The 18671-nt window shown below is 49.9% G+C and carries 12 protein-coding genes and 1 pseudogene; 4 read left to right on the forward strand and 9 right to left on the reverse strand.

Annotated features, from left to right (window positions below; genetic code table 11):
* Positions 1–171 precede the first annotated feature (171 nt).
* Complete coding sequence (locus PCAR_RS01180) at positions 172–3240, reverse strand: HsdM family class I SAM-dependent methyltransferase (RefSeq protein WP_011339774.1); 3069 nt, start codon at positions 3238–3240, stop codon at positions 172–174.
* 106 nt (positions 3241–3346) lie between these two features.
* Here PCAR_RS01180 and PCAR_RS01185 point away from each other — a divergent pair, with 106 nt between their 5' ends.
* Positions 3347–4285, forward strand: coding sequence for a WYL domain-containing protein (locus PCAR_RS01185; protein ID WP_011339775.1), 939 nt, complete (start codon positions 3347–3349; stop codon positions 4283–4285).
* Between the two features lie 94 nt (positions 4286–4379).
* On the opposite strand, the gene PCAR_RS18960 is transcribed toward PCAR_RS01185, so the two are convergent.
* The 5 genes and pseudogenes from PCAR_RS18960 to PCAR_RS01205 form a co-directional block, all read right to left on the reverse strand.
* Positions 4380–5006, reverse strand: a complete 627-nt coding sequence (locus PCAR_RS18960) for a hypothetical protein (RefSeq protein ID WP_041531202.1) — start codon at positions 5004–5006, stop codon at positions 4380–4382.
* Between the two features lie 108 nt (positions 5007–5114).
* Positions 5115–5657 (reverse strand): annotated as a pseudogene (locus PCAR_RS19180) (TniQ family protein); the annotation flags it as partial.
* Positions 5554–6450, reverse strand: coding sequence for a TniB family NTP-binding protein (locus PCAR_RS01195; RefSeq protein WP_011339777.1), 897 nt, complete (start codon positions 6448–6450; stop codon positions 5554–5556). The gene PCAR_RS01195 and the pseudogene PCAR_RS19180, both read right to left, overlap by 104 nt.
* A 22-nt stretch (positions 6451–6472) precedes the next feature.
* Positions 6473–8350 (reverse strand): Mu transposase C-terminal domain-containing protein, encoded by a 1878-nt coding sequence (locus PCAR_RS01200; RefSeq protein WP_011339778.1) that lies wholly within the window; start codon positions 8348–8350, stop codon positions 6473–6475.
* Between the two features lie 15 nt (positions 8351–8365).
* A complete protein-coding gene (locus PCAR_RS01205; protein WP_011339779.1) occupies positions 8366–9028 on the reverse strand; it encodes a heteromeric transposase endonuclease subunit TnsA in 663 nt (220 codons plus the stop codon).
* A gap of 148 nt (positions 9029–9176) precedes the next feature.
* Here PCAR_RS01205 and PCAR_RS01210 point away from each other — a divergent pair, with 148 nt between their 5' ends.
* Entirely contained in the window at positions 9177–9857 is a 681-nt protein-coding gene (locus PCAR_RS01210) for a YifB family Mg chelatase-like AAA ATPase (RefSeq protein WP_041531466.1), read from the forward strand.
* Positions 9858–9969: 112 nt separating this feature from the next.
* Here PCAR_RS01210 and PCAR_RS01215 read toward each other — a convergent pair whose 3' ends face one another.
* The 3 genes from PCAR_RS01215 to PCAR_RS01225 all read right to left on the reverse strand — a co-directional run bounded on the left by PCAR_RS01215 (position 9970) and on the right by PCAR_RS01225 (position 15359).
* Positions 9970–10482 carry a type II secretion system protein gene (locus tag PCAR_RS01215; protein WP_011339780.1) on the reverse strand — a complete coding sequence of 171 codons (513 nt, stop codon included), beginning with the start codon at positions 10480–10482 and terminating at the stop codon, positions 9970–9972.
* Between the two features lie 121 nt (positions 10483–10603).
* Entirely contained in the window at positions 10604–11098 is a 495-nt protein-coding gene (locus PCAR_RS01220; protein ID WP_011339781.1) for a hypothetical protein, read from the reverse strand.
* Complete coding sequence (locus PCAR_RS01225; RefSeq protein WP_011339782.1) at positions 11076–15359, reverse strand: RHS repeat-associated core domain-containing protein; 4284 nt, start codon at positions 15357–15359, stop codon at positions 11076–11078. The genes PCAR_RS01220 and PCAR_RS01225 overlap by 23 nt, the downstream gene beginning before the upstream one ends.
* A gap of 287 nt (positions 15360–15646) precedes the next feature.
* Between PCAR_RS01225 and PCAR_RS01230 the strand changes: the two genes are divergently transcribed.
* Entirely contained in the window at positions 15647–16852 is a 1206-nt protein-coding gene (locus PCAR_RS01230; protein WP_011339783.1) for a type II secretion system F family protein, read from the forward strand.
* 8 nt (positions 16853–16860) lie between these two features.
* Entirely contained in the window at positions 16861–18597 is a 1737-nt protein-coding gene (locus PCAR_RS01235; RefSeq protein ID WP_011339784.1) for a GspE/PulE family protein, read from the forward strand.
* Positions 18598–18671 lie beyond the last annotated feature (74 nt).

Below are 18671 nucleotides of genomic sequence, written 5' to 3' on the forward strand. Positions count from 1 at the left end.
CGGGACCCAACAAATATCCATAAAGACATTCTGTTAGACGAGGCTCTTTTATTGAAAATTTTATTTGGTCAGGCCGTCGAGCAGAAATCCTTTTCCATACTTTAACTAAATACTCAACGGCAATAGTTGCCTCCTTAGCTGGAAAAGCTTCCATCCATGAATCACGCCGCGTCATAGGTTGTTCCTTGATCCAGCGTTGGGTTGGACAAAGCAAACTATTCTTTCTGCATCACGATATGCCTCGGAAGATAACCACATGCGGTAAACTAGAGGCTTGATCAGATAGAGCCTATTGCCAGATCGAATTACTATATCTGCAGCTAAATACAAATTTCCTGAGACATGTAGAGGGAGGAGGTTGTCTGTAAGTAGTTGACTTAATGTTTCTTCAACAATTAAATCATTCGTTGAAAGGTTAATACAAGGAGGCCTATCACTATTTGTAGATGATTCTACGCCAAGGGAAACAATTCCCAGTTGTCCACAGTTTGTGCGTGTGCTAATACTAATATCAACTGAAAATGTACCCTGGCCACCACGAAGATCTCTCCAAGACTCAAGTTCAGCCTTAAGTGATCGAGCATAGCCTTGGATTTGTTCATTTGTGGGACGTAGTTGTAATATCGAATTAATGCCAGAAATAGAATTGGGCTGTAAATTCGGTGCAATATTTTCAGCTGTTTCAAGAACTCTTTCTTGCTCAGTTGAGTCTAATCCAAAATATTCAAAGAAAAGAGCTTCACACTCTTTTGGATCATACGTCGGGTTGAATATTTGATTGCAGGGCTCAAACTTACGTGTGTATTTATTGACCGTTTCAATTATTTCCCATGCTCTGACAGGGTTTTTGTGACGGTCAGGGTGTATAAATGGGAGCTTTCGTATATCTTTGAGAGTAACTCGTTCACGTTCAAAACTAATTTGATAAGCTGTTAGCAATAGCAGATATTGAGCAAGCTGTGAATGTAAATAAGTTGCTGCAAAGCGGAGTAACGGTTCATCCTTTTTTGAACCAAATATTGCTCCGATACTACTTTTAAATGAGAATTCCTTATTTGAAAAGGCCGCACGAACACTACGACGGCTTGATATCCCATCAGCAAAAATAATTTTTGGGCCCTTAAAGCCCTCTAGTAAGCTGTCAGGTAGGCTTGCAACGGTCTCGATTTCTTTCGGGAACCTGGCGAGCTGGCACGGGTTTAGGATCGGGCCATCTAAATTAAGCTCCTTGGCATTAAGGAATTCCAGTTTTCGAAGAGGTTCTGCTGACACCGGATCTCTTACAGAGGAATCCTTTGCATGAAAACCTTTACGTGAGGGCCATACTTTTTTGTTTCCAACTAGATCGTCGAACGTTCCCTGCAAGCGCAACCGTTCAATTATTGAAATGTCACGATAAGTCCCCCAAAACAATGTAGTGAGCAACTCGTTGTCGAAGGTTAAAGCTTGTGATTGAACTATATGACGATCTGATGCATGCAAAGTCAATCGGCCAAAGGCAAAGCTTATATCTGCTTTTGGCACCCAGTATTCAAACGTCTCTTTGCCGGGGGGCCTGCCCGCCAGTATTTTTTTTCGTGGGCTAAAAACTGCAACCACGCATGGTTGCTTGGCAGTACTGAACAGGATTTTTCGCAAGTCGCCGAAATTAATTAGAGTCTCAAGACGATAGTGAGAGAGCCATTTTGCAATGAACGTATTACTGGTTGGTGCCCCGAATGAGCTAACAGGCAGGATGAGACAAATTTTTCCGCTTGGTGAGACGCTATCGAGCGCCCGTAACATAAATGCGTTGGCTGTTTGACGTCTCGGGATATTGACACCTTTGGACTTTGCCCAAAGGTCGCTTGGCAATGTCTCATTTTTCTTGGGTTCAACCCACGGAGGGTTTGAGAGAAATATCGTAAAGGACTTAGAAGCGGCAAAAGTATTCTGATCAGAAAAAAAGTTTCCCTTTTCCTTGCCGCTTCTGAGATTGTGTGTATTCAGATCAGGGAGTTTGACATCGCTATTTTCCCTTAACTCTTCAATGTCTGCGGGCTGTAATCTTTCAAGGAGTGACAAGTAGAGACTGAAAGCTGTAACGCGGCACGCAGGCTCGCTAATATCTGAGCCGAAAATGTGCTCCACAAGTAATTGACAACGCTCTTCAAAACTTAGGGGATGCCCTCGCAACGCTTCTGCATATGCAAGTAACCGCCGATACGCTGTCGTGAGCAAAATTCCAGATCCACAGGCACCATCATATATGCGTTCAGATAATATGTTTTTAGAGTGAGCGAGTGCCTGATCAACAACAAGGGAGGCTAAGTGGCGAGGAGTATAGTAAGCCCCAACCTCTTTTTTTTCGTCCGAAAGAAAGGATTCATAAATGCCGGAAATCAGTTCGACCGGAATATAGCGAAAGTCATAGTTCCAAAAACTCTCCTGCCCAGTCTCAAGATCAACACGGCTAAGAAAATCGTTGATTCGATTTATAGCGGCCTCAGGTAGCGTCTCCCAAAGTGACGATCCCCGGGGGCCCGGCTCAAGGAAGTCTCCGTTGAAGTCAGATTTTAGCTGTGTCAGAAGTTTTACAATGCCAGCGCAATCGCCTTTGTGGACAAGGTCGTGTAGTTTACCAATGCCATGCTTGGTTCGGTAGGTGTTGGCGACAATCTGGCGGTGTTCCAAGTATGAAACAAACAACACTTGGGCCATGAGATATTGTGCGTTGTTTTTCTCAAGACCAAATGAGACAAGATCTTTTACGATCTTGTCTAGGTTGCGTAGCAACTCCTGATCAACATGTGCCTGGGGGTTAAACCAAGCTTGATGCCTCCGAAAAACTTCCCCGGACTGAATGTCCCTACGTGAAAATCTTCCCGACCTATCGGCTTCTTCCCAAGATAGTTTTTGAACCTTCTGATCACGACTGATCGGTGCAGCCAGGGCTGTGTTTTTTTCCATCACCAAAATGATTGAAATCAAATTTTGATTCCAAATTTTTTGGCGAATATTGTCAAAAGCCGCCGGATTAGATGCCAAAAGGCCATTGTCTTCTAAGAAGCAAACCGTTGGCATCCCTTCAACATCAAAAACAGCCTGCGCTCGAATTTCTCCGCTGGGATCAAGCAATTCATCAAGCTCACTGCGATAGGCATGAATAGGAGGAATCTTCTCACCCTCTATATGCAAAGAGGGCGAATCATCTGTGTATCCCCACCTGTCGAGCCATTTTTGTGTAACACGCTGATCCAATGCTATAAACCTCCATAATCATTATATCCTAACATAATAATTGATGAAATCAAATTATGTGATACAATGAAAAAAATAGTCCCCATCATTTTATTAGGGATAGCATGTGACAACGGTACGCACTATAAAATCTTCTAACGCAGAAAAATTGAGCAAGACAGAATGGTTTATGTCGCTGAACTACGCCCAACGACAGCGCCTGAGATATTTTGAAGCTAGGCTATTGTGGGAAGGCCATGTAAATCGACAGGAGGTATGCGATCAATTTGGAGTGACGGCAAACCACTTCACTCGAGACGTCAGACTTTATAAAGCGCACTTTCCTGAGAACATTTCCTACGACGTTTCAAAGCGCACATACAAGCCAACCCATAAATTCAATCCCAAAATTGCCAACGGTCAACCCGAAGAATACCTTGCCCTGCTCCGGGGATATGCAAATCATCCATCAACGTCTATTTTGGCTGAAATTGGATCCTTTGTTCCGACGAGTGTAATGGAGGAACCTCAAGGCGTAATAGACCAAAAATTATTGCGGATAATATTATTTGGAATCCATCATCGACTTGGAGTTCGAATTAATTACCAGTCTTTCTCCCATGGAGAAGTATCTGAGCGAACGGTTTGGCCTCACGCGCTTGCATGGGCTGGCTTCCGTTGGCATGTTCGGGCTTACGATCAAATTCGAGGAGGGTACATCGATCTCGTCTTGACACGTATTTTGAATGCCAATGCAGGAAAAGAAGAGATCCCTAGTGATGCTGGAAGGGATAATGATTGGTATGAAACTGAAGAAATCGAAATTATTCCAGCGCCACATCTATCGGCCACACAACAGCAGGCTGTAGCCAATGAATATGGGATGAAAAAAACGTCAACTGGTTATCAGTGGTCTGTGACTATACGACGTTGTCTAGTGCCATATTTCTTGTACTATTACAGGCTCGATGAAGAGCCTAAACAAAACCAAACCAACACATTTCATCGACGTGTTATCCTCAAAAATGCAGCAGAGATTTGCAAGCACACCTTCCCAGAAGATTAAAGTAATAGAGTCCTATTTTCTTTGGGTTAACTGTAGTAGCCACTGCCGGTATATTTTGAACTACAGTGATTCAGACTTGATTTAACACCGAACTTTAAAAAGTTCTGCTAAGGTCATTCTTCGATAAATTCTCTTCTTTGGTTTTTTTTCTTTTCCTGCAAACTTCCCTAACTCCAAGAACTTTTGAAACTTTTCGCTTACTTAAGAGCATTCCTTTTTTGCGCAGATATTTAGAGGCTTCCAAAATTTCCTTATCCGTTGGGCCATATGAAGGATGGTACAAAGACTCGTTGACCATCCGCCAATACCAGAATGGAATCCCTAAACGCATATCACGCAGAAGCTCAGAACTCCATATCTGGTGCTGCCGGCAAAACTGGATAAAATTGTTAGGCCATACATTGAGCAGGTGCCAAGCAAGCTCAACTAAGGCAAGCCGATCGTGCAACCCCATCAGCTCAACATCATGTTGGTATTTGATAGAGTCCGAAAATCTAACCGAAATGGAAAGTTGACGTAGTAAAAGATTGGTTGCCTCCCACGCTTTTTTTCGTGCAAGGACTTTTATTATTTGGCGAAGTACAGCGAAATACAGATGAGAGTAGACAGGCCCCTGCCCAGGGATAAGTACCCATCCTGTTGTTGCAATCCTAAGAAGAAGATTCAGAATAGAAGCTTGCGCAGTTAGAGTTCCATCAGATTGTTCCTTTATGGTGCTCAAATCAAAACCACATTGAGGGCACAATATTATGGTCTCAGCATCCGGTGGAGTCCGATGAAAACAAATTGGTTCCCCACATTGAGAACATCGGTCTTGTAGTAGGCATCTATGCTTTTCGCAGACGGTTACAAAGGCCAACCTCCAACGACAACGGAAATATGGATCTTTGTCTTCGGCAAGACATTTTGGGCAAAATTGTAAACCAAACCGCCTTCTTTTACGGTGATATACTCCAATCGGCATAATCCAAGGCGAGTTACTGTTTGCAATGAGGCGTTCATAGACCCTTCCTTCATATTTTCTCAAAGTGGCCGCAAAAACTCTTCGGGGCGGGGTTGCTGTTTTCCGTGCCAAAACTTCAAGGATTTCCCGATCGGCGGATTTGTCGATATCTCTTGTCCAGATTTGTTTTTTGGGCCACGCAAGATCGCAAAAGGTATGTAGTCGAATGGAGTGGGCTCGCGCAAGACGCACAAGCCAGGAGGATAGAAGTTCGTCCGGCTGGGGTTTAAGGTGAATAGGCCAGAGTTCTCCGGAAAGTCCTGATCTAGACCACGAGGTTGGCCCGTTTCTTCCGCTCGGAAGGGGAGGCCCAATTGACTTCGTCCAGGACTTTATTGGTGATACATTCGGTTTTACTGCGAATGGCATGAATAGCTGCCTTGTTTAAAAGGTTTGAGAGTTCCCCTATTGTTCCTTCGCTCATCGAGAGAAGCCGTGCTGCCATAGAAGTCTCGGTAAGTCGGGAGGGTTTCTGAAGGGGCAACATCTTCTCGAAGCTGGCTAAAAGCTTAAGAAAGTCCATATTCAACTGCCACTTGGGAAGAACCTCAGGCTCGAAGCGATTGGACAGCTGCGGATCGGTTTGGATGGCACGAAAAGCATCTTTAGTCCCGACGCCTATAATGGGGATCTGAAGTTCGTTGCCCATATACTTGATGACATTCAAAAATTGTCTCTGCTTCTCAATATGACCGGCAAGAATGTGATGGATTTCATCAATGACCAGCATGCCGACGTTGATCCTGCGCATGGTGCCCAAGACCTGCATTTGCTTTTTGCTCACATGGTCCCGGGGTTTAAAGGGTGCATAGAGCTTTTCAAGAATCAGGTTGTAAAATCGGTTCTCGTCCGGAACAGGTGGGGCCTGAATGGACAGCACAGGCACAACGATGCCATTGCCCCGGGGATTATCGTGGGCCGGATATTTCATGGTGAAGCGGTTGACCAGCATCGTTTTGCCATTGTTGGTGTGGCCAACCAGCAACATATTGGGCATACGATGGATTTTAGGATGAGCGAGAAGTTCCTCCATGTGATTCAAAATTTCGATCGCCCGGGGATAGCCGATCCACCGCGGACGGCGAATTTTGGCAATGCGTTCCTCGGCGCTCAGGTCGGCTACTTCCTCTGCCTGAATGTTCTTGGCTTCTCCGTTGGTCATTGGGCTTCCTCCACGGACTTTCTTACCACTCTTCCATCTCGTCGAACGGCGCGATGTCCTCGCTGAGATTGTCCAGGTTCAGTTCGGAATCGGGCGCTTGCGGTTCAGTGGAGGGCCTGTTCTGAGAGGCTTCCAGATGGGTACGCTTTCGCTGCCTCATTCGCCTGGTCTTCTTGGTCTCCTTGACGGCCTGTTCCTCCAAGGCTCGCATGCGCTCGTAGGCGTCGAAGATCAGATCCTCGTTGATGTCCTTGGTTCCCTCTTCCTTGAGCCGGCGTCTAGCCTCGCGAAATTCCCAAATGCTGATCGCAGGCCGGGAACTGTCCCGGTAGGGAATCTCGTAATACTGGTTGACCTCCGGATCATGGAAGAAAATGACGCTGATGTCCCGGGGATCCCTTCGGATCAGAAACTTGCGTTTTTTTTGGTCGCCAGGCTCCTTAGCGTTGATCCACCGGCGCAACACGTCATGGTAATAATGAACTTCGTCGATCACTATTCCGTATTTCTGGACCGAGCGTTTGGTGTAGGGCATCAGGTCCAAGCGTAGTCGATCCTCATCCATGACCCTGGCCGGAAGACCCCGCCCGGGGCTCTCTCCGTCGCCGAAGATACCACGCTCGAACATCTGGATGGGGCTGGTCTTGATCGCGCTGTGCGCCTTTTGGTGGTACACCTCAGTGATGAAGATCGCCAACCATTTTTCGAACTCTGACAAGGTCATGGCCGCCGAACCCTCGGAGTCGTATCCCTCCCGTTGCTGGATGTTCGAAAAGGTGGTCCCGGGAAGGGCGTGGATGTCCTCGTTGAAAGTCCCCAGGAGCCTCTCGATGTGTCCACCGAAATGGGGCCGGGCCACCGGACGCCAGACCAGGTCGATCTGGTAGTCTTGGCAGGCTCGCTTGAGCATATTGCCACGGAACTCCTTAGCGTTGTCAGCGTGAACGGTCCCGGGGAGTCCCCAGACCGGCCAAGGAGTGGTGATTTGGTGCTTGGCCAGCCATTTTTCCTTGCCCAGGATCGCGTGGGACAGGCAAAGTCCAACAGACAGGGCGCTCGGAGGATCGAAGGAGACATAAAGGCCAGCCACCATCCGGCTGAACACATCGATGGCCAGGGTGATCCACGGTCTTCCCACGGGTCTGCGGTCGAGATCGTCCACGAGGATGATGTCGAGCTTGGTGTGGTCGATCTGAATCACGGCCAGGGGCCAATCGGCCTCGGGGAAGCTGCCCAGGACAGGTCCGAAGGTTTCCTCGGCCTTGTCGGCACCATGGCGACAGCTCATCTTCTCCTTTTCGGAAAGAAGCAGGATGCGGTTGCGCACAGTGTTAAGGGAGGGGGCCTGAAGATTGGCGTTGCGGCAAAGCCCCGCCACTTCCTTAAAAGTCTTGGTGATGGAATAGCGTTTCTTGGACAGGTATTTACCCTTAATGGTTCCTTCCAAGATCTTTTCCACTTCCTTGGGCAGACGGCCTTTTCCGCGCCCGCCGGAGGAACGGTTGGTAAGAAGGGCAGAGACGCGGCCCAGGTCCTCATAGGCCTCGATCCAACGGTAGATGGTGGCAGGGTGGACCTTGGCCAATTTCGCCCGTTTCTTGACATCATCGAGGGTTCTGCCTTTGTTTTGCAGCAAGGGGCGAATGATGTTGAATCGCTCTTGCGCTACAAGCCAATCTTCGTCGCTGATCAGGGACAATTCTGGTGCGACGGTTTCCTCGTCTTCGCCTTTTGAAGGCGCCTCCATGGGGCGGATTCCTTCGATGGAAAGCCGCTTCTTTTCCCCGGTGGCCACGTCCTCGGCCAAGACCGAATGAAGGTCCAACAAGTGGGTGATCCGATAAGTTTTGCCGGAAAAGAGGACCGACTGGCCGGGTACCAGTTCGAGATTACCGTTCATGGGATGCTCCTTCCGTCAGATCTCGGTCGTCCAGATGCGGCTGTGCATGGTTAATGGCAAGGTCAGGTCGGTGCCGATCCTTTTCTCATAGACCATGCGCCACAAGACGGGCAAAAGCTCAGCGCGCCGCCACTTATCCTGGAACACCGCCAGCAATAGTGATTGCGGATCGGCCTCCCGAAGCTCGAACATGGCCTGCAGCAGCAGTTCCCGGAACTCAGAACAGGCCGGCACGCGGCGGTAAGGACGTAGAAACTTGACGTTCTTCAGGTACGGCGTGCGAATTTCCTTTTCGGTTAATATCCGAAACCGCCAGCCGCGGCTCTTGGCGTACTTGCGTGCGGCCTTGAATTTGGGTTTGTATTTCTTCCAGTCATTCAGCAAATCGTTCCGGTATTTGATTTCACACAGCCAAGGACACATGTCCTTTGCTGGCACAATGTCCTTGCGAAAGACCACCAGCCCGTCCGGGGTATAAGTTCGGGACTTGCCAGCCCTGTCCAAGTATTCAATCCGAACCGGCTGTTCCTCGTACCGCTGGACGTTGTGATCGAAGTCCAGTATCATGAAAAAATCCTTCTCCAGCCCGGACTCGAAGCCTGTTGAGTCCTCGTTCTTGGAACTGGCGACGTAGCCGGTGATGTTGCGATAGTTCTTGGGAATTTTCCGGACAGGCATTTTTTTCCTCAATCGTCAAGGCATTCGCATGAACTTGTGAAAAAAGGGCAGGTATTCGCAAGGACTTTTGGATTAATTCGCAAGGACTGATGAAAAAAAGCCCTCTGGATACTCCTTATTGGGTTTATATTCGCACAAACTTTTGAAAATGTCAGGCGGGTCGGTACCCCGCCCCGGGGAAGTGTCCCTCTCCCACAACGGCGTACTGTTTCTCGACGAACTGCTCGAATTCAAGAAAAACGTGCTGGAGATGCTGCGCCAGCCTTTGGAGGACGGCCAGGTCACCATCAGCCGCGCCTCCTCGACTTTGACCTATCCCGCCCGTTTCATGCTGGTGGCCGCCACCAATCCCTGCCCCTGCGGTTATCTCGGCGACAGCCTGCAGTCGTGCAGTTGTACCCCGCTGATGATCCAGCGTTACCGCTCGCGGCTGTCCGGGCCGCTGCTCGACCGCATCGATCTGCACATCGAAGTGCCGCGCATTCCCCACCGCGACCTGTCCGACCCTGCCGACGGTGAAAGCAGCGCTGCCATCCGCGCCCGCGTCGAGCAGGCCCGCGACATTCAGCGGCAACGTTTCGCCGGTACGGCCACCACCTGCAACGCCCACATGACCAGCCGCCAGCTGCGCCGTTTCTGCAGCCTCGATAAGGAAGGCGAGCAGTTGATGGAAATGGTCACCGACCGCTTGGGCTATTCCGCCCGTACCTATACGCGCATCCTCAAAGTGGCCCGCACCATCGCAGATCTGGCAGGCTGCGAGCATATCCTGCAACCGCACCTAGCTGAGGCGATTCAATATCGCAGTCTGGATCGTAAGACGTTGTAACCTTGACCTTTTCTTCGATGAAGAAGGGGAAAGTCAGTTTAAGACAGGGGAGGTGCGGGGGAATACAGAATGCCCCCTAAAAAACTCCACGATAGGAAGAAAGCTTACCATGTCAGGGCAGTGATTCTTGGAGGGGTGTTTCGGTTGTCGAAGGTACGGCCGTGTTTCTGTTTTCCGGTTTGTAGACAAACTCCCACTCGCTATAGCGTTTGCAGTTGGCGAAATGGGCGTATTCGTGAGGAAAGCCGTCTTTTTTGAAAGGCTCGAGGTTGCTGGATGAGCGCACCCCGGTTATGGTTCCCGAGGCATCCCTGATCAGAACGAAATCCGTTCCGGTGATCGGATCCTTGAAAAAACGGCGGATATGGCGAACGCGCTGGAGAAACCGGGGATCGCGCTCCAATACCTCAAGATTGGGAGGATATGTCGCACGGGTCACCCGATAATAGCTCGCAATGGCCTTGCGATACTGGTTGCCCCGCCATAGCAGTTCCTGCTCTTTGGAGCGCTGCACTTTGGTTTTCCAGGTGGTGCCGACAATGCCCGCGCCGAGGCCCATGATGACAACCATGATAAGCACCGCCATCAGGGCCACGCCGCGTTGGTTTTGGAAAATCCGACACATGTATTCTGGAATTGCTGGCACCTCTGCTACCTTGATATTGAGTATTTTGACACCGTTGCTTCAGCCCAGTTGAATTTACCGAGGGCATGCTACCTTCGTTTCAGCGCCAGCTATATCTCCTTCAGGGGGTCAGATTTGCTCGTTTCTGTTCAACAATAATATCCATTTCTCTGATCCAACTGATGACTAATTCCTGTTCTCTTTGGCTTAACTTCATAAAGGTCGGATCTTCTTGGAATTTTATTAAATGAATTTTGAATTGCAAAGCATCGTTACCGATAATCTCTATAAACATGAGTGCGCTGGAGGTATCCAAATAGCAATTTAATAATACTAGCCTATAAAAATAAAGTCGGTCTTCTAAAGGCAGACGTTTGATGGCTTTTCCTCTGTCAACTAAAACATTCTCCCAGTATCCACCTGAAAATTCACTTAAAAACTTTGCGGTTAATACTTTTTGTATATTTGCCCTTACCTCAGGTGTTTTGGCTGATAAGGAAGGTAGTAATATTTTATTAGCAAAAATAGCAAATGACAATAACAGAAAGATAACGATGACACAAAGTGACCATATTAAAAGTTTTGACCACTTATTATTTAATTTGTAAAGTTCCATATTTAGTTATCCTTCCCGATTTATTATACCAATGTGGGCCTTTGCGATAATTAATAGCTTCGGTTTTTGTGTTTTTTAATATATTTAAAACTTTATTCCAATCTTCGCGCTTGTTTTTTGTGTAAGGAATTGTAACACAACCATAACTTAGCGTGCCGCCGTGAAGTCTTGCTCCTCCGCGATTATTGTCGAAATAATCATCAATAGTATCATCATTTTTTAGTAACCCATACCAATTTGGATGATTTGGCCTATAGTTTGGATTGTCAGTGATGAAATATGTACCGGGAGACGCTGGTGTCTGTGGTGCTACGCCCGGTTTTACGATATTTCCATTTTTGTCAAGGTGCCCTCCCGTAAACGCTGATACACTGATCGTTACTTCCTTGTCAGAATCAGTAATCGTTAACGTGTTAGTTTTTGTATCTAGAATTGCTGATACTTGGAGTCCTCTTGAATCTACAAATCTATAAGGATTATTTATGGAATAAGTATAAGTACTCAGTCGTTGGGGCTCAGTCAAGAGCGAGGCATTAATTTCCCCCCGAACAATATCCACCGCCCTAACCGGATCCGGCGCGAGAAACCGTCCCGTTTGTGCCGACAGATACCGCGCCCCGAAGTAGTTCAGCCCGGTCTCCTCATCCTTCTCCTTGCCGACAAACCGTTTGTCGTTCTCGCCATTGCCGTCTACCGTAAACTCCTCGCCGAAGGGCTTGTCGTCCGCCTCCCAGATCTTTTGCCCCGAGGCGTCGCTCATGGCCAGCGGCGTCCCTGCAAAATCAGTATGATAGAAGAAAACCTCTTCTGCAAGTTCGGCGTTGACATCAACCTTGGCCAGCAGCTTGCCGTTGAGGTAGATATAGTCGGTTTTGCTGCCATCGGGCTGGTCCTCGGATAGCACGTTTCCGGCCGGATCGTAATGGTAGACGGTGGTGCCGTCTGCGGTGATCTTTTTGATCCGCAAACCGTCCCCGTCGTAACCGGCCTCGGCCACCAGGGTACCGCCCGACGTGAAGGATTTAACCTGGTTGAAGCCGTCGTAAGTCAGGCTGTAGCTTTTGCCGCCCCAGGCGCCCGAGGTCAGGTGTCCGGCGGTATTGTAGGCATACGAGCCGGGCTCGTTGCCGGTGGTGCCGGTCAGGCGGTTGGAGGCGTAATTGTAGGTGGTGTCAACTCCGTCGATGGTTTTGGTCAGGCGGTTGCCGGAGGTATCGTAGGTAAAGGAGCCGTTTCCCCAGGCGCCGTTGAAGGCGGTGATGCGGTTGAGCTTGTCATAGCCGAAGCTCTGGTCTTTGTTTGCGTCCAGCCCGTTCGTGATGCTGACGGTGTTGCCCCGTGAATCGTAGCCGTAGGTATAGCCCATGATCGATCCGGCGCTCATCCCGGTCGGCAGATAACGGGCATTGTAGGTATAGACGGCGCCCAGCCCGTTGCCATGGGTGTAGCCGAGCGGTTGTCCGGCGAGATTGTAGGTGGCCGAGGCGACGAATCCGGGGATGGTGGTGACTTCGTTGTACCCGTTGTATTGATAGGTAACGACCCGGTTGCCCGGATAGGTAATGCCGGTGAGATTGTCGTTGCCGTCGTAGGCGTAGCTTGAGGTATAGGCCGTCCCCAGGATGGTTTCGTTTTTGGCGGTCAAGCGATTGGCCTTATCGAAGACAAAGCTGTAACTGGCGTCGGGGGAGAGCAGGAAAGTGCGGTTATCCGCCTTGTCATAGCCGATGGTGATGATTTCCGTGCCTTTGGCAATCTTCGTCAGCCTGTTGATCGCATCGTAGGTGTAGGAGAGGGTTCCGGTGCCGTCGGTTTTGCCGGTCAGGTTGCCGACGTTGTCACGCCCATAGGTGATGGAACCGGTTTCGGGATTCGATTCGGAGGTCAGAAAATTCTTGCCGTTGTAGCCGAAACTGCGTGTGATCCCGCCATAGGTGATGGTGGTCAGACTGCCGAGGATGTTGTAGTTGTAGCCGGCGGTATGGCCATTGGCATCCTTGACCGCGACCAGCAGCTTTTCGTCCGGACTGCCGAAGGCATTATAGGTCTGTACGGTGCTGTTGCCGGCTTCATCTTTAACCGTGACGGTGTTGCCCGAGTAAACATACTGGATTGCCTTGTTGTCCTTGTGAACGGCCTGGGCCGGTCTTTCCAGGGCATCGAAAGAGACCTTGTCGCCGACATTGGAATCGGTGAAATTTTTGCTGCCGTAGGCCTTGTAGTCGATATCGGAGCGGACCCCCTTGCTGTTCAGGGATCCCGTCGGCCGTCCGAATCCGTCAAAGTAGGCCTTTGTAAAAAAACTTCCCCTGGTTTCCTTGCGGTAGGAGCTGTCGGCGGGATAGGTGTAGGAGATGGCATTGCCCAGCGGCGGCGTGACCTTGGTTAAACGCAGGTTTTTGTCATAGGTGTAGAGGGTGGCGTAGCCCCTGCCGTTGGTTTGTTTGGCAATGGTTCCGTTGGCGTTGATGACACGCGAAACGCTGTAGATCGGATTGGTGATTTTGGAGATGCGGCCCTTTGACCAGGCGTAGGTCCAGGTTTTGGTGTTGGCGTCGATGATTTTCGAGAGATTGCCGTTCTTGGCATATGTGTATTTCGTGATAACGCCATACTTGTTCAGTTTGGTCAGATTGCCGTTGGTGTCATAGGTGTAACTGGTGGTAAAAGATCCGGGAAACCCGCCGGTGACCTTTTCGGTGGCCGGTTTGCCCTGCACGATGTTCTTGCCGGCATTGGTCCAATAGGTTAACTGGGTGGTCCGGGTTTTGTCACCGGTCTCGACAACCTTTTTCGGATTGCCATAGGAGTCGTGATTGCTGAAGGTCGTCGTATAGGTCTTGCCGTCGCGGGCGACCACCTTCGACGTCAGGAAAGGCACCCAGATAAATGAATCAATCACCATCCCACCGGTACCGTTCCAGTCTGCATTTTCCAACCGGTTGGTGGAAACCTTCACCCCGCCCGAGGTGTTGGGAGCACCCCAGTTGTAGGACTCGGTCTGGAGCAGAGTGGTCCCCTTGTAGAGTTTCTTCTCTGTAAGCTGCCCGACTCGCCACACATTACCACTCCGGCTGTTGCCCCAGCCGTAGTAGCTATAGACCTCCTTCATTCCGTCCGGGCCAGTAATGGTCGTCACATCCCCGGAAGACCCTCCCGAGTTATATTGGTAGGTCCAAGTTCCTGTCGGGATGTCGCGGCCACTGGTCTTTCTTTGCGTGATGACTCTGAATGCAGGACTAACTATACCCGTAGCAAATTTAATATCATCATAGGAGTATTCAATGACTCCGCCGGTTGGATAGGTGAATTTTGCCAACTGTCCCCAAGACATTGTCCCTTCTGGAAATTCATAGGCATATTTCCATGAATTACCAACAGGGGGAATCGCTTCCTTGAGATAATTTACTATCCAGCCATTTGGCGGATAGAATTTATTATATTTATAAGTGAAAGTTTGATTTCCGTAGGATATTGATTTGAGTTGATGTTTTGGATTTAACGGGTCAAGGGTTAAGTCATAGCTAAAATTAATTGTTCTGCCGGTGGTATCAACAATCGACTTGATATAGGAATAGGCCGGAGCCAGGCCGGATTCAAAGTTATTAAAGTAACTAATTGATATTGAAGACGTCCTTTGTGGATTCTCAATCTTAATGCACTGTGCCACAATTGAACCATCATTGTAGCCAACACCGTCACCATTCTTCCAGGTATACTCAAATGTATATACAATACCATTAGGAGAAATCGCCTCCCATCGATCTGGGTCTGGATCTTCAGAGACTCTTTTGTATACCCAAAAATCTTTGGATATTTTTTTTGTATAAGTGGGATCGTTTATATCCCTATAAAAAGCGTGTCTGGAGCCATCAGGCAACTCCAAAACAGGATCGTTTCCCCACGGGTTGCGCACGATCCCCATATGCATGGTCCACCCGATGCCCACGGGACTCATTCTGTTTATGGCGACAATGCCGGGATAACACGTATCCCGCCGGCTCCAGATGGCACTGTCGTAAGTACGCTGAATTTTGAGCTCCAGGCCACCGTTCTGGGGTAAGTCCAGATCGGTTTGAACGATCTTCAGGTTGCCCGAGAAAGGATCTACTTCCTCGAAGACACCTTGAATGGGAGGGGCGGCATCCAGGGGAACGCCCTTGGTATAAAAGGGGTCGTACTCAGGATCGTCAGCAAAGACCAGGCCCGGTGCAGTCAAAAGCACCAGGACGCATAGAAGAATCCACTTGAAAAGGTTCATTTAACCCTCCAGAAATAGAATAAAATCAATGATTTGGAGTAAGATAGGTGCTTCCGGCCTCTGAATCCGTATAGCCTGATCATTGCGCCGGGATCGTAGGTAATATTAGTTGCGACCAACACTTTTCTATAGTTTTTCTCAATTTGTCAATACAAATTATTATATTCTTATTTTAGTTATTGAATTAAAGCTTGTACCGATTTACAATGCCGACCCGTTGCCCAAGCAGATAAATTCGGTTCTTATTTTGAAATTACGGGGTGGGGATTTTCTGGGGAGTTGGATATATGCCGTTTTACGATTGCCGCCTGGGATCGCCATCAGGGAAGATGATTAAAGAATCGTTTGAGGCTGTCAGCGCCGAGGCTTTACGTGCCCGGTTGCGCAACGAGGGCTTCCACGTGATCGCTTTACGTCGTCGGTTTTCGTTTTTTGCCGGTGGGGGCAAAAAAGATTCGGGGCGAATCTCCAGCCGACAGTTTCTGACATTCAACCAGGAAATGCTGGTCCTGTTACGCTCTGGGCTACCGATGCTGCAGGTGCTTGACGCCACTCTGGAAAGGCTTGATGCAGGTCCGTTGCAGCGGTCCGTACAGCAGGTTCGCGAAGCGGTAAAAGGTGGAGCCAGCCTTTCGTCGGCCTTCGGGCAGTTCCCCCGTTATTTCCCCTATCTGTATCTGGCCGCTCTTCAAGCCGGAGAACAGACCGGCGATTTGGCGGTGACCATTCAGCGTTATGTAAATTATCAAAAACGGATCGGGCAGGTAAAAAACAAGGTTAAAATGGCGGCTTTCTACCCGGCTATGCTTTGCCTGGCGGCGATCGGCATCCTGGTTTTCATGGTGTTGTTCGTGGTGCCTAGGTTCGCGGAAATCTTTCGGGATGCGAAGCTCGACCTGCCCTGGGTTACCCGACTGCTGATCACCCTGGCAGATCTTTTGACGGGGCATTTTCTCTGGCTGGTGCCGATAGTCCTTTTATCCCCCGTGATGTTGCGCCACATTCGAGTAAATTCCGGATTGCGAGTGATTGTCGACTACTGGAAACTGAAACTGGTTTTTGTAGGACCGCTGTTTCTCGAATATTCGCTGCTTAATTTTACTCGTACCCTGGCGACCCTTATGTCAAGCGGTATACCGCTGCTTCCGGCAATGAGAATGAGTCGCAAAACCCTGAATAACCGGTACCTGGAAAATCATCTGGAGCAGGCCGCCGAACGGATCACTGAAGGGAAAACTCCCGCCAGTGCGCTGGAGGAAGCTGGGTTTTTTCCGTCCCTGGCCTTACGGATGGTAAAGGCGGGAGAGCGCAGCGGTGCCCTGCAGGAGATGCTTCTCGAGGTGGCTGGTTACTACGAAGATCAGGTCGAAGAGCGCCTGTGGCGGTTGAGCAGTATGATTGAACCCCTCATGATGCTCCTGATCGGACTGTTGATCGGGGGGGTTGTGGTGGCGATGTATATTCCCATCTTTCAATTGGCCAGTGCGGCCTGAATGGATTATTGGTTTTGACACTGAGGAGGGAACCCCTTGGTCGCATTCTATGCGATCAGGGCATCATCAATGCTGAGCAGCTAGAGCACTTGTTGTCCCGAGCAAAAGCCGAGGGCGTGCGTCTTGGCGAAGCGGGCATCGAAGCCGGGTGCCTGACTGACCGGGATCTGGCCAGGGCTTTGGCACGGCAGTTTTATTTCGATTATGTCGATCTGGAGAACTTCGTCCCCGACTCGGAACTGTTGGCGGAAATTTCCCCTGAACTGCTCCCTCGTTTCCTTTTTATGCCTTTGCATCGCGATGTTCACGGTCTGCACATTGCCGTCGTGGATCCGACAGCCGTTGCCGAGTTGGACCTTTTGGAATCGCTTCTCGGCGTACCGTTGAATCTGGTGATTGTTCCGGAATCCCGGTTAAGGAAGGTTCTGGAAGGTGACGAAGGCAGTAAGCGGCGGTTACGGGAAGTGTCCGAGGATTTCAAGCTGCACCTGATTAAGGAGACGGAACGGGGTGAAGAGGTCTTATCCCTGGATAAAATCGGCGACGATGCCAGCCCGATCATCCGACTGGTAGATTCGACCCTGCTCGACGGCCTCAACCGGCGGGCGAGCGACATCCATGTCGAATCGAGCCAGGACGGCGTGAATATAAAATACCGGGTGGACGGAGTTTTGTACCAGGCGACCGATCTTCTCGACAGTCAGTTTCAGGATCAGATCATTTCGCGAATCAAGGTCATGAGCGAACTGGATATTGCTGAACGGCGCATTCCGCAGGACGGTCGGTTCAAAGTTCGTTGTGGCCAGAAAAGCATCGATTTCCGAGTTTCGATCATGCCGAGCATCTACGGCGAGGACGCAGTGATCCGCATCCTCGACAAGCAGACGATTACCAGCGGGCCACATCAGCTGAGTCTCGACTCCCTGGGAATCGACAGTGATGAACTGCTCCGTCTGCGACGGGCAATACGTGAGCCTTACGGAATGTTTCTGGTAACCGGTCCAACGGGCAGCGGCAAGACAACCACCTTATATGCCGCCCTGTCGGAGATCGACAGTTCTCAGGAAAAGATCATCACCATCGAAGACCCCGTAGAATATCGGGTTCCAGGTGTGGTGCAGATTCCGGTCAATGAAAAGAAAGGACTGACCTTTGCCCGCGGCCTGCGCTCGATCCTGCGCCATGATCCGGACAAGATCATGGTAGGGGAGATTCGCGACCCGGAGACGGCGCAGATCGCCATCCAGTCGGCCTTAACCGGGCATCTGGTCTTCACCACCGTGCATGCCAACAATGTTTTCGACGTGCTGGGTCGGTTTCTGCACATGGGTATCGATCCGCACAACTTCGTCTCCTGTCTGAACTGCGTTGCAGCTCAGCGCCTGCTGCGAACCATCTGCCCCTTCTGCAAAGAGCCTGTGCAATACGATGCGGTCACTTTGGCTGCATCCGGCATTGACACCGCCAAAGCCCCCTGCGCGACTTTTTATCGCGGAGTCGGTTGCAAGGAGTGTAACGGCATTGGTTACCGCGGCCGCAACGCTATCCTGGAACTGCTGGTCCTCAACGACACATTGCGAGACATGATCGTGTCCCGGGCCGTGATCAAGGACATGAAACAGGCGGCCCGCGATTGCGGTACGGTGTTCCTCCGGCAAGCGGCCCTGAATCGGTTGTTCCGGGGGGAAACCACGCTGGAGGAAATCAACCGGATCACTTTCATCGAACAGGACGAGAAGTCATGATCGGCCAGCGGTTTGTCGGTTTGTCTCTCTGCGAAGATGGGCTGCGGGCAGTGATGGTCAGGAGAAGCCGGAAA

This window comes from Syntrophotalea carbinolica DSM 2380 (assembly GCF_000012885.1).
GTDB lineage: Bacteria > Desulfobacterota > Desulfuromonadia > Desulfuromonadales > Syntrophotaleaceae > Syntrophotalea > Syntrophotalea carbinolica.